Origin of the sequence: Psychrobacter cibarius (assembly GCF_016107535.1) — a bacterium.
In the GTDB taxonomy this organism is placed as follows: domain Bacteria; phylum Pseudomonadota; class Gammaproteobacteria; order Pseudomonadales; family Moraxellaceae; genus Psychrobacter; species Psychrobacter cibarius.
The window spans coordinates 12,186-25,453 of record NZ_JABASQ010000015.1 but is presented as its reverse complement, the minus strand read 5'-3'; the positions used below and the strand labels follow the sequence as shown (position 1 = coordinate 25,453).

Here is a 13,268-nt window from a genome sequence, read left to right as displayed (position 1 = left end):
ATCTGGATAACCGGCTATAATAAAAAACGACAAATCAATATGAAAAATAATGATTTGCCGAAAAAATAAAGACGTTTGAGCTAAAAGTTATTGGGCAACAAGCCTCGGAGTTAAAAGCACTTGAATGAAAAGTGCTTAAATGAAAAGCACTCCAACTAAAAAGTGCTCAAACTAAAAAAAATTGGGTCAAAGAATCACTCGATAACGCTGTTATTATTTAAATATGACTAGGTTTTAGAGTGTTTTTGATGATGGCAGCTATAGCAACCAATCAATAGGTAACCATGACATGATAGTCAGCCAGACATGATCGCTGATATCGACGCGTGGCTCTGAATCGTAAACTACTTTTTTATCGTCTTCCATAGTATGCCACTGTAGCTTACCATTATCTGATAGTTTGACTTCATAAGCTTGGTTTAGCAGGTCATCGCTCAGCGCACCATGCAATTGTTTTGCCAGCTCATCATCATTGATGATCACACCCATTTCTGTATTGATATTGGCAGAGCGAGGGTCGACATTATAGGAGCCAATGAATACTTGATAGTCATCAACGGCAAACGTTTTTGCATGTAAACTGGTTGAGGATTGGCTACGAGCTTTCCAAAGCTTGTTTTCGCGTTTTTCCTCAGAGGCGGTGGATTTTAGCTCGTAGATTTTAACACCAGCGCGCAGCAAGTTAGGTCGCCATTGACTATAGCCAGAATGCACAGCAGTCACGTCGGTCGCATCAAATGAATTGGTCAAAATCTTAATCTCGATACCAGCTTCAGCCAATTGCACTAAAGTATTGACACCATCTTTGGTGGGTACAAAATAAGAGGAAATGATGGTTAGCTTTTTGGTTGGACTGCCTAATAAGGTACGCAATTGATGCACCAAATTGGTATCCGCTGGTACTGTTTTGGTCAGCTTGCCCACATCATCACTCAAAAACTGCATGTCTGTCCAGCGAAAAGGCACGCGTTTATTGACCAAGTCACTGTCTATCGTTGACTCTTCTAGCGCTTCTTTATACACCGTCAAATGATTGTCGCTACCTTTTTCATCCTGACCGAGCTTGTCCAGTGCCGCTAGGAAATCAGGCGCTGTATTGTTGTCAGGCTTCACTAGCGTTTCGATGTCAAATGACAAAGGTGACGACCAATAGCTTGAAAAACTGTTGTCAATATCTGCGACGACTTTACCGATGAGTAAAACATCTAAATCCGCAAATTGACTATTTTGGTCATTGCTTAAATATTCATTGCCAATATTACGTCCCCCAATGATGGTAATCTGCTTATCAAAAGTCATGCTTTTATTGTGCATGCGGCGATTGATACGTGGCAGACCTGTGACGTAGTTTAATGTTTGAAACTTACGATGCATCAGCGGATTGATGATTCGTACCGCGATATTCGGATGACTGGAAAAACGTAATAAATGCTGATCGAAGGTGGCATCATTATTAAAATCATCTAATAATAAGCGTACAATGATGCCGCGTTCAGCCGCTTCCCACAGATCTTTCAATAGTAGCTGACCAGCTTGGTCATTATGCCAAATATAATACTGCGCATCGATATTACGTGTGGACATATCCGTTAATATACTGCGAGAAGCAAAAGCATTGGCACCAGTTACAATGGGGTGATAGCCGGATAAATCTGGGTGAATATCATTCTGCTCGCTAATCGATGCTACCAAATCAACGTCATTGGTTGCTACTGTGTCACTTTGTCCAGTTTCTTGATTGTCTTCTTGTTGATATAAGTCATGTACTCGTGCTGATAATGCTTGGCTCTCAGGTAAGTGCGGCTGTTTTGGCAAAACCTGACATCCACTAAGACCTAAGGTTAGTCCGAGTGTTAGACTCAACGATAAGTTGCTTGGTTCTATACTGAACATCGACATAAATGAATTACCTTAGTGAGCCTTACATAAAGAAGTATTTGTTAGAAAGTAAGCGTGAGGGCATGTCCTCAGTTTTAGCCCATTAAAAAGACTATCAATTGAATGAAGGACATGCGCTAATGCATCGTTTATTTTACCGATGATAGCACTGATTACGAAGCGTATAACAATATCGCCCAAGGCAAAAATTAAATCGCCGCTAAGCTTATCAGCTGTCGTCAACTATGCCTATTATAAATACGTTATTTTTGTTAGATTCAGCGACTTATTCAGTCATTATTTACTTATCGTTTAGATATGCTCTCTCTTTCATCTGTTGTTAAGAAAGAGGTATAGTCAATCCTATATAAACCAGATACGGTGTCAGGCTCGATTAGCCTACTATTTGTAGTACTTTCGCTTGCCTTCCTTGTATCTAAATTATATTGAACCGACTATAGATGTGTATTCAAAAATAATGTTTAGCCATCGCTTGAAACCAGCTGTGTGGAATAAGTTGACATGATATGATAACGCTGATGCATTCGGTCGATAATCAGAAGAATAAGCAGTCATTTTATAACAATCAAAATACCAATCAAAGCAACGGAATATTTATGAGTCAGTCGCAAGCCCATGATGATAAAAATGTAGATAAATTAGATCCAAACTGGCGCAGTGACGCGCTCAATTTAGATCTCGATTATGGTATGCAAACCATTGCTGTACGGGCAGGGCAACATCGTACCGATGAGGGTGAGCACTCAGAGGCTATTTTTACCACCAGCTCATACGTTTATACCTCAGCGGCAGATGCCGCGGCACATTTTAATGGAGACAAGACGGGCAACGTGTACTCACGCCATACCAATCCAAGTGTGCGTACCTTTGAGCGTCGTTTGGCAGCGCTTGAAAACGGTGAGCGCGCAGTAGCGACAGCCTCTGGCATGGGCGCGATTTTGACCATGTGCTTGGCATATCTGAAAGCGGGCGATCATTTGCTTGCTGCCAATCAATTATTTGGCTCATCGATTGGTCTATTTAATAATTATATGGCAAAGTTCGGTGTGGAAGTCAGCTACGTTGATTGCTTCGATAATGAGGCGTGGGCAAACGCCGTTCAACCAAACACCAAAGTCATTTATTGCGAAAGCCCTAGCAATCCATTGGCACAGATTTGTGATATTGGCTTTTTAAGCCAGCTGTGTAAAGCCAATGATATCTTATTGGTCGTTGATAATTGCTTTGCCACCCCAGCTTTGCAGCGTCCGCTCGATTTGGGTGCAGATGTGGTGATTCATTCTGCCACTAAATATTTAGACGGTCAGGGGCGAGTACTTGGCGGCGCACTAGTTGGTAGCGATAAGCTGATGCAAGAGGCGTTTACTGTGGTACGTTCAGGCGGTATCAGTATGAGTCCATTTAACGCATGGGTATTTACTAAAGGGTTAGAGACGCTGAAACTGCGTATGCAAGCGCATTGTCAAAATGCTAATCAAGTAGCAGAGTTTTTGGTCAATCATCCCAATGTTAGTGCCGTACATTTCTCAGGTTTGAGTGATCATCCTGCTCATGAGCTTGCGACGCGTCAACATCATATGACAGGTGGCTATGGTGCTATCATGGGTTTTGAGGTAAAGGCTTCTGATAGCACTGATTTAAATAGTCGTGATTCGAAATCTGCTGCTTGGCATGTCATTGATTCCACCCAAATGGTTTCTATCACTAATAATTTAGGTGATGCTAAAACCACCATTACCCATCCTGCAACAACCACCCATTTTCGTTTGAGTGCAAAAGAGCGCGCAGAAGCGGGCGTCAAAGATGGTCTTATTCGTTTGTCAGTAGGCTTAGAAGATATAGAAGATATCATCAAAGATTTGGCGCGTGGTTTAGACAGTTTGTAAAGATAACGGTATAATCACGGTTAGCACTTTATATTAGGGCGTGTCCTTATTTCAAAAATGGTGATAAAAATGAGATAAATTGCCGTCAAACGAGGAAAATAGCTGGTTAATATCGGGATATTAACCAGCTATTTAACGATGTTTGGCAAAATTTAGCCATTTTTAACCCGTTTAGATATGATCAATTGAATTGAGGACACGCCCTAGTAAAATATCAATCATTTATGATTAAAAAACAAAAGAGGTAACTATGAATATTCAAGCATTAATGCAACAAGCACAAACGATGCAAAAGAAAGTCGAAGCAAACGTTGAAAATGCTAAAAAAGAGCTTGCGAATAAAGAAGTACAAGCTGAAGCGGGCAGTGGTCTGGTAAAAGTCACCATGACGGGTCGCCATGTGGTTAAGCGTTTAACCATCGATCCAAGCTTGCTAGAAGATGAGCCAGATATGATCGAAGATCTTATCGCTGCTGCTATCAATGATGCCGTTCGTCAAGCAGATGCGCTATACGAAGAAACCATGGCTGGCGCGACCTCAGGTATGGGTCTACCACCTGGTATGCAAGGTATGTTCTAAGTCGTTATTTTTTAAGCCAAACACGACATATTAAAGACAAAATGGGGTTGTTATCGACATGATACGACCCCATTTTTATAGCTACGATTTATAAATTAAGTTAAATAAAGGAAGATGCTTTGCTGACAGCCAAATTTGATCAGCTGGTTAAACAGCTGCGTATTTTGCCGGGTGTGGGTCAAAAAAGTGCCCAACGTATGGCACTGCATTTGCTCACCAAAAAACGTCCACAAGGCATGGCACTTGCCCAAGCGCTTGATGAGGCGATGCGCGATATCGTCGAATGCCAACGCTGCCACAGCTTCAGTGATGATCAAATCTGTCCGCTGTGCCAAGATCCGCGCCGTGATGATGCCTTGCTATGTGTGGTTGAGACCGCAGCAGACGTGATGGCTATCGAACAAACCGCAGGTTACCGTGGCCGCTACTTTGTGTTAGGTGGTCATTTATCTCCGATTGATGGCATTAGCGCTGATGATTTGAATATTGAACAACTGGTCTGGCGGGTCAAGCAAGAGTCTGTTGAAGAGTTGATATTGGCGACTGGTACGACTGTCGAAGGGCAGACCACCGCGCACTTTATCAGTGCAGCGGTTAGTCGTCATGTTAATAAGGTCACACGTTTGGCACAAGGTGTGCCAATGGGCGGCGAGCTTGAATATCTTGATAGCATGACCCTTGGACAAGCGATACAAAATCGTTCATTTTTATAGCACACTGACATTTTTTTCTATAACTTCTTTATAAAAACCAAGTCTTGTCCATTTTATTTCATGAAATTGTTATAATTGATTCACTAGTATCTTGTTATCTACTTTTATTGAGACGCTTTTTAGCGTTTTATTTTTTCCTATTTATGCAGGTATCTGCCCGTGTCCAACCATGCTCCAACAGCTTCAACTGCTGCCATCCAATCAAACCTTGTAGACAACATTAACGTTGCTGCTTCTGATGATTTATTAGCACCATCAATCAGTTCTAAAATAGAGTCAGCAGATCTACCGTCAGAGCCAGATATTGATGCGCTGCTAGATAGTGCCGACGAAGCTGCTGTCACGTGGGTGCGTGAGCAAAATGGTTTGGCTGAAGTGATCGATGCATTGGCAACTTGTGGTCGGGTGGCGTTAGATACTGAGTTTATCAAACGTGATACTTATTATCCGCGCTTGGCATTGGTGCAGTTAAATGTGGGTGATCATATTTATTTGCTAGACGCCCCGCAACTGCAATTGGCTGAGCTGTGGCAAGCGCTGATGAAAGTGGATGTGGCGATTTGGCATGCCTGTGGTGAGGATTTGGGTATTTTTTACTTATTATCTGGCTGTCCGCCATTGACCAATATATTTGATACGCAAATTGCGTTGTCTTACTTAACGGGTCAATTGCAAATGGGCTATCAACAAGCGCTTGACGACCAGCTAGACATGCACATTGATAAAGAACAAAGCCAGTCGGACTGGCTACAACGTCCATTATCAGACGAGCAAGAGCAGTATGCGATTGATGACGTACGCTTTTTGCCAGCGCTTTATTTAAGTCTTGAATATGCGTTAAAAAAGCAAGGTTTATACGATTATGTATGGGCAGATTGCCAGCTTTATGCCAGTGATTTGTATGATGCTCAGCATGTTGAAGACAACGCAATGTACCTAACAATGGCAGATTATCGTTATACTTCACAGCAGATGGCGATACTGCAAGCGGTTGCGACGTGGCGCGAGGAGCTGGCACGTTCGACCAATCAGCCACGTACGTTTGTGATTAAAAAACAAGCAGTACGCGAGATCATCACTGAAAAACCAAGCAATATGCGAGAGCTTGCGCATAAAACCACGATGCATCGCAGTATGTTGCGCTTATACGGCGAAGAGCTGCTAAAAGTGATAAATCAAGCAAAAAATCTGCACCCTGCTGAATATCCTGATTGCCTATTACCGCCGTATCGCTCAAAAAATAAAGTACTGTCAAAAGCAGTGCAGCAAGCGATCGATGATCACGCACGAGCTATCGGCGTACCTGACAATGTATTGATGCGTAAGAAGTGGCTCGGGCAATTATATGAAGTAATTGCTTTTGATAAGGAATTAAGCGAGTTGCCAGAAGGCTTAAAAGGCTGGCGGAATGACTGGGTCATGAACACCCTGATTCCAGTCATCAAAAAACATAGAACTGAGTTGCAGCAGGGTATGGGTATCAATGTTCGATAAGCCGTAAGATTCTATCATTGATAAAAGATGATGCTTTTCTCAAGACGTAAGTTTGTTATGCTCGAACTGTCCATGTTGTAAAAAGTATTTGGTTTGCGCGGCTACTGTTTTATCGACCAGCATCCCAGTATGCGAAACTGGTAAAACTATATGATCCGTGGCAGCCTCTATTTTGGTTTCTTCTATATATACTGTGCCATCGTGTAGTAGATGTTCTACTGATGGTATATTATTTGTCTTACGCAATTTGCGATTATGATATTGCAAAAACAACTGCCCTAGGCCATAAGGACGATTACCCGCAATCACCCCAAGGGTAATATGCTCCGGTAAAGGTGCAACGCTCCCATCTAAGGCATCGATGTATGAGCGCCCTACTACAGCTGGGGTCAAGCGCCATATATAGTCAGCACATACACTGCCTACATGCGGTGTCCCAAGTGTCACGCAGCGTCCGATCTGCCACTGCGGATATGCAGTAACAAAATCACGAATAATCAGACCGCCCAAACTATGACCGACCAAATCTATCGGTTGGTCAGGATGATGATGGTTTTCTAGCCAGCTATTTAGGCGGGCACTATTGGTTTTGATACCGTCACGCATACTACGATAACCGAATTGATGAGTATCAAATCCTGTTGCTTGCAAGCGTTTGGCCAGTGGTCGCATGATCCAAGCGGTTTGGTGCAGACCATGGATGAGAATGACAAGATTGTTTTTCTGCATAGTTAATTCTAACCAAGTAAATAATGTGAATAGATTGATAGCCATTTTATTATAGCGCTAAATATTAGTGGCAAAATGAAAACCTCCAAATCAGCTGCTGACTTGGAGGTTTATTTTTATATCAACTGTTCATACTTATTTGAAAACTACATATAGTTTTCGATACTTGGGCAAGAACACATGAGGTTCTTATCACCATAAGCGTCATCGACACGTGCTACACTCGGCCAGAACTTATGGGCGCGGATATAAGGCAGTGGGAATGCTGCTGTGTCACGGCTGTATGGGTGCGTCCATTCGCTGTTGGTGACCATCGCCGCGGTATGCGGCGCGTTGACTAGTGGGTTGTCTTCTAACGTCCAACCCTCTTCGCCAGCTTTGGCTTTCATTGCTTCGGCTTTGATAGATTTTAGGGCACTGATGAAACGATCTAATTCTTCTTTAGATTCAGACTCAGTTGGTTCAATCATCAACGTACCCGCAACTGGGAAGCTCATCGTTGGTGAGTGGAAACCGTAATCCATCAAGCGCTTAGCAATATCGCTTTCACTGATGCCCGTCTCTTCTTTCAACGGACGAATATCGATGATACATTCGTGAGCAACGCGACCATTTTTGCCCGTATAAAGGACAGGGTAGTGGTCTTTTAATTGAGCAGCGACATAGTTAGCATTTAATAGCGCAAGCTCAGTGGCTTTTAGCAGACCATCACGACCCATCATGGCAATGTACATCCATGAAATTGGTAAAATACTTGCTGAACCATAAGGGGCTGCCGATACGGCCGAGCAGTCTTTTTGCGCATTATGCACAGGGCTCAATGTATGATTGGCCATAAAGGGTGCTAAATGCGACTTCATGCCGATAGGGCCCATGCCTGGACCGCCGCCGCCATGCGGGATGCAGAAGGTTTTATGCAAGTTCATGTGCAATACATCAGCGCCAACGTCAGCCGGTTGCATCATGCCAACCTGTGCATTCATATTGGCACCATCCATATAAACTTGACCGCCATGTTTATGGATAAGGTCACAGATTTTACGGATGCCTTCTTCAAACACGCCATGCGTTGATGGATAAGTAATCATCAAAGCACCTAGATTGGCACTATTTTCTTCACATTTAGCAGTTAGATCATCGATATCAACGTTACCATTGTCATCAGTTTTAACCACGATTACTTTCATACCCATCATCATAGCCGTCGCAGGGTTGGTACCGTGCGCTGACTGAGGGATTAAACAAACATCACGGTCAGTTTCACCCAATGATTCGTGATAACGGCGAATCGCTAGCAGACCAGCATACTCACCTGAAGCGCCAGAGTTTGGCTGCATAGACACATCATCAAAACCGGTAATGGCTTTCAGCTGGTCTTGCAAGCTATCAATCATGGCAACGTAGCCTGTAACTTGATCGCGCGGTGCAAAAGGATGCACATTGGCAAATTCAGGCCAAGTAATTGGCAACATCTCACTGGTCGCATTCAATTTCATGGTACAGCTACCCAGTGAAATCATGCTGCGGTTCATCGCCAAATCTTTGTCTTCAAGCGATTTTAAATAACGCAGCATTTCGTGCTCGGTATGATGCGAGTTAAATACTGGATGCGATAAGATAGCATCGGTACGCAAATGAGCGCTATCAAGAGAGACGCGAGCGTCTTCTGGTAGGTCGTGTGCTTTACTGACAAACAGTTGAGTTAATACATTAAAGTCTTGTTGATCGCTGGTTTCACTAAACGCGACGCTTAATTTGGTTTCACCAAGACGCCATAAGTTATAGCCTAGATTGTCAGCATTTTCGAAAATTTGAGTAGCCAGTTTTTCTGATCCACAATCAACGACGACGCTGTCAAAGAATTGGTCATGTACGACATTTAAGTTGCTGTCGTTAGCATTTTTGATGACATCAGCAAAAGCAGTCGCAAACGCATGGATACGAGTAGCGATACGTTTTACGCCACCTGGACCATGATAAACGGCATACATACCGGCTAGGTTGGCAAGCAATACTTGTGAGGTACAGATGTTTGAGTTGGCTTTTTCGCGGCGGATATGCTGCTCACGAGTTTGTAGTGCCATACGTAGGGCAGTATTGCCTTGCGAGTCTTTAGAGACGCCGATGATACGACCAGGTGCTGAGCGTTTGGCTTTGTCAGAGAAGGCAAAGTAAGCAGCATGTGGACCGCCAAAGCCCATTGGAATACCAAAACGCTGCGTGCTACCTAAAGCGACGTCTGCGCCCATATCTGCTGGTGATTTCAATAGCACCAAACTCATGATATCACTGACGACACTCACATAAGTTTTGTTTTTCTTCACCGAAGCGATGACGTCGGTTAAGTCTTTAACATCGCCTTCAACACCGACGTACTGGAATAGCGCACCAAAATAGTCGCCAGATTTAGCGGTTTCAAAATCACCAACCACCACTTCCCAGCCAAAGTACTTGGCACGGGTATTAATAACATCTAATGTTTGTGGGTAGATACGCTCATCAACAAAAAACTGCGTTGATTTGCTTTTGCTCACACGCTTTGACATTGCCATGGCTTCTGCGGCTGCGGTTGCTTCATCAAGTAATGACGCGCCAGCGAGCTCAAGACCAGTCAAATCAATACATACTTGTTGGAAGTTAAGCAAGGCTTCTAGACGACCTTGGGCAATCTCTGCCTGATAAGGGGTATAAGCGGTGTACCAGCCTGGATTTTCAAGGACGTTACGCTGAATGACCGCAGGCATACGTACTGGCGAATAGCCTTGTCCGATATAGCTCTTATTAACCGTGATGTCATCTGCCATGGTACGTAGTTTAGCAAGTGCGGCGTGCTCACTCATCGCCACAGGCAAATCTAGCTCTTTATGCAGGCGCACGGGTTCAGGCACGGTATCGTTGATGAAGCTCGCCATGTCTTGATAACCAACGGCACTGAGCAGGTCAGCTTGCTTGGTCTCATTAGAGCCTAGATGACGATAGACAAATTCAGCTTCGTTGAATAAACCTTTAAAGGTATCAAACGTTGGGTTTTGCGAGATAGTCATGACAATCCTTGGTTAAGGGAGTAATAAAGGGATGGCTAAAATAAATAGTAATAATAACTAATGACGGTTTAAGATTTTATACGTAATGAACAAATTGCTTTTGGTCAAAGCGGAACTGGCTGTTGTAAACGCCATTATCAGCGCGCTCACCAGCACCAATCATCATAACGATATGTTGATCATCGCCTAGCTTCAAAAGGCGCTTCATGGCAGGCTCATCAAAACCACCCATCGGACAGCTGTCAAAGCCATGCGCGCGTAGTGCAAGCATTAGGTTTTCAGCCGCAAGGGCGGTATTGTTGGTTGCCCAGTTTTTGGTGTCTTCAAAGGTATAGTAAGGTGATTTAATCGGACCTTTTACCCGTCTGACCACTTGAGTCGCACCCCATTTAGCCGCTGATACCACATTGGCAGGTCCTCGTAAGAAGTCCATGGCAACGACTTTGGTATAATAGTCTTTGACCTTTTTGGGTACTGGCTTATCAGGGTATTCGCGCAATATTTGCTTGGCATGGTCATGCCACACATCGGTGCGAGCAACGACTGCGATTAAACGAGCGGCGGTTTTCGCTGCATTTTGATTCATGCAATTTTTCACCGCGCGTTTGCGCTTGTCCGCATCATCAATCACATAAAATTCCCATGGCTGTAGATTGCTAGAGTTTGGCGCAAGCATGGCCAAACGCAAACAGTCTGCTAACACATCATCAGGTATCTTTGTGTCGGTAAAGCGGCGCACTGAACGACGTGATTCAACCACTTCGCGAAACGCTTGCAGCTGCGGTGTATTATCAGGCGTGGCAAATTTTTCTTGAGCGTTTGCTTGATTATCAGTGTCAGGGGTCATATGAGAATCCATGCTGGAGATTAAGTGATCAACTTGGGGCAGTATTGAGTACGTCTCTTTAATAGCGCCTGACAAGTAATTGATATGAATAAATCAGATAGCGATTGGAAGCAATAAATTGAGCGATAAGCATTCTAAGAAAAAGCGTACAGATATCAGCTGACGCCAATATCTGTCATAACAAGTTGTGTTTTTTAAGGTTATAAGTAGCGGTATTTGAATAAAATACCGCTTTTAAGCGAGAGAGTGAAGCTACTATTACAGCTCGCTTTCGTACTCATCAGCGGTTAGCAGTGCTTCATAGTCAGCGATGTTGTCAGGCTTCATTCTAAAGAACCAACCTTCGCCATATGGGTCAGAGTTGATGATTTCTGGATCGTCTTCTAGGGCTTCGTTGATCGCAACGACTTCACCTGAGATAGGTGCATAAACGTCAGAAGCCGCTTTTACTGATTCAACAACAGAGATTTCGTCGTCAACAGCGATGATGTCGCCCACGTCTGGCAATTCAACAAACACCACGTCACCCAATAGGTCTTGAGCATGGTCAGTGATACCAACAGTGATAGTACCGTCGTCTTCTAAGCGTAACCACTCGTGGCTGGCGATGTATTTTAGTTCTGCTGGGATATTGCTCATGGTCTCTCTCCTAAGTGATAGAGGATGGTTAACAAAAATAGTGGACGTTAATAATAGGGTTTATAATGCCTACGAGTCAAACTGCTGTTTGCCATTACGGACAAACGGTAGCTTAAGAACACGCACATCAACGAACTTGCCTTTGCCGCGCAGATCGACCTGAACACTATCATCATCTGATACGCTGGCAGGCACACGGGCAATCGCAATCGAATTTTTTAGACTAGGGGAGAATGTACCACTGGTGATAATGCCCGTTTGCTCATTGTCCGTGCCTTGATTGATGGTGACTGTCATGCCTTCACGCAATACGCCGCGTGTCGTTAGCAACAAGCCAACTTGCTTCATGGCAGAGCTATCGTCTTTTGACTGTTGGCGTTTACTAACTAAAGCGTCACGACCGACAAAATCACGCTCGTCTTTAAGCGCGAGTGTCCAGCCCATGTTGCATTCGTAAGGACTGACGTTGTCGTCCATGTCATGACCATAGAGGTTCATGCCAGCTTCCATACGCAAGGTGTCACGCGCGCCAAGACCGGCAGGTTTGATGCCATTGGCTTTTAATTGTTCAAAAAACGCTGGTGCATCATCACCATGCATGATGACTTCGACGCCATCTTCACCGGTATAGCCAGTACGAGCGACGAACCAATCTGTGCCCTCGATGTCTGTTAAATCAGCACCAACGAAAGGCTTAAGTCCCGCCAAGGTATCTGCCCAGCTAGGTTTGGTTTGCGCCAGTTTTTCAACAGCGTTCGGTCCTTGCACGGCAATCATCGCAAGCTCTGGACGCTCGGTGATGCTGATGTCAAAACCTTCGGCGACTTTGTCAAATTGCGCCATGTCTTTATCACGAGTAGCAGCGTTTGAGACGATACGATATTCAGTAGCGTCTTCGTTCATTAGGTAAACGATTAAGTCATCGATGACGCCACCTTGCTCGTTGAGCATGCCAGAATATAGCGCTTTACCTACGGTTTTGAGTTTATCGACATCATTGGCCAGTAGCTTTTGTAGCCATGCTTTGGTATCGCTACCTGTGACATCAGCGACGACCATATGTGAGACATCAAACATACCAGCATCAGTACGCACCGCTTCGTGCTCTTCGATTTGCGAACCATAATGGATTGGTAATTCCCAACCTGAAAAATCCACCAGCTTGCCATCACTATCAACGTGAGACTGATAAAGAGGTGTGCGTTTAGGGGCTGAAGTGTTGGCGCTTTGAGCAGTGTTATCTTGAGTAATGGTCATAACAAATCCTTATGTGGACATCAGCTGCATTCGATAACCAGTCGTAAAAACAAGTATCAAAGTATGAGGGCTGATGTGCCTTATCATAGTAGCGAGAAGCAATATTGCAAGGTGCAAACATTGCAACCAAGGGTGGCACAGAAAAATAGCGCAATCCGCCAAACAGACGCTGAACGTCGG

At 44.1% G+C, this 13,268-nt stretch carries 10 protein-coding genes; 4 read left to right on the top strand and 6 right to left on the bottom strand.

Going from position 1 to position 13,268, the window contains the following annotated elements; all coding sequences use genetic code 11:
• Positions 1–258: 258 nt before the first annotated feature.
• The gene (locus JFC08_RS09490) at positions 259–1,899 is read right to left on the bottom strand and encodes a phospholipase D family protein (RefSeq protein ID WP_060491440.1); all 1,641 of its coding nucleotides are present in this window, start codon (positions 1,897–1,899) and stop codon (positions 259–261) included.
• 596 nt (positions 1,900–2,495) lie between these two features.
• Here JFC08_RS09490 and JFC08_RS09485 point away from each other — a divergent pair.
• The 4 genes from JFC08_RS09485 to JFC08_RS09470 all read left to right on the top strand — a co-directional run bounded on the left by JFC08_RS09485 (position 2,496) and on the right by JFC08_RS09470 (position 6,572).
• The gene (locus JFC08_RS09485) at positions 2,496–3,785 is read left to right on the top strand and encodes an O-succinylhomoserine sulfhydrylase (RefSeq protein WP_198330519.1); all 1,290 of its coding nucleotides are present in this window, start codon (positions 2,496–2,498) and stop codon (positions 3,783–3,785) included.
• 250 nt (positions 3,786–4,035) lie between these two features.
• On the top strand, positions 4,036–4,365 hold the full coding sequence (locus JFC08_RS09480; protein WP_045445429.1) for a YbaB/EbfC family nucleoid-associated protein: 330 nt from the start codon (positions 4,036–4,038) through the stop codon (positions 4,363–4,365).
• 119 nt (positions 4,366–4,484) lie between these two features.
• Entirely contained in the window at positions 4,485–5,078 is a 594-nt protein-coding gene (gene recR, locus JFC08_RS09475; protein ID WP_198330518.1) for a recombination mediator RecR, read from the top strand.
• Positions 5,079–5,237: 159 nt separating this feature from the next.
• A complete protein-coding gene (locus tag JFC08_RS09470; RefSeq protein ID WP_198330517.1) occupies positions 5,238–6,572 on the top strand; it encodes a ribonuclease D in 1,335 nt (444 codons plus the stop codon).
• A 39-nt stretch (positions 6,573–6,611) separates the two neighbouring features.
• Here JFC08_RS09470 and JFC08_RS09465 read toward each other — a convergent pair whose 3' ends face one another.
• The 5 genes from JFC08_RS09465 to gcvT form a co-directional block, all read right to left on the bottom strand.
• A complete protein-coding gene (locus tag JFC08_RS09465; protein WP_198330516.1) occupies positions 6,612–7,301 on the bottom strand; it encodes a lipase family alpha/beta hydrolase in 690 nt (229 codons plus the stop codon).
• Positions 7,302–7,447: 146 nt separating this feature from the next.
• Positions 7,448–10,345 carry an aminomethyl-transferring glycine dehydrogenase gene (gcvP, locus tag JFC08_RS09460; protein ID WP_198330515.1) on the bottom strand — a complete coding sequence of 966 codons (2,898 nt, stop codon included), beginning with the start codon at positions 10,343–10,345 and terminating at the stop codon, positions 7,448–7,450.
• 76 nt (positions 10,346–10,421) lie between these two features.
• The gene (locus JFC08_RS09455) at positions 10,422–11,192 is read right to left on the bottom strand and encodes a nitroreductase family protein (RefSeq protein WP_227697717.1); all 771 of its coding nucleotides are present in this window, start codon (positions 11,190–11,192) and stop codon (positions 10,422–10,424) included.
• Positions 11,193–11,450: 258 nt separating this feature from the next.
• A complete protein-coding gene (gene gcvH, locus JFC08_RS09450; protein ID WP_198330513.1) occupies positions 11,451–11,831 on the bottom strand; it encodes a glycine cleavage system protein GcvH in 381 nt (126 codons plus the stop codon).
• 69 nt (positions 11,832–11,900) lie between these two features.
• Positions 11,901–13,088, bottom strand: coding sequence for a glycine cleavage system aminomethyltransferase GcvT (gcvT, locus tag JFC08_RS09445; RefSeq protein ID WP_198330512.1), 1,188 nt, complete (start codon positions 13,086–13,088; stop codon positions 11,901–11,903).
• Between the last annotated feature and the right edge of the window lie 180 nt (positions 13,089–13,268).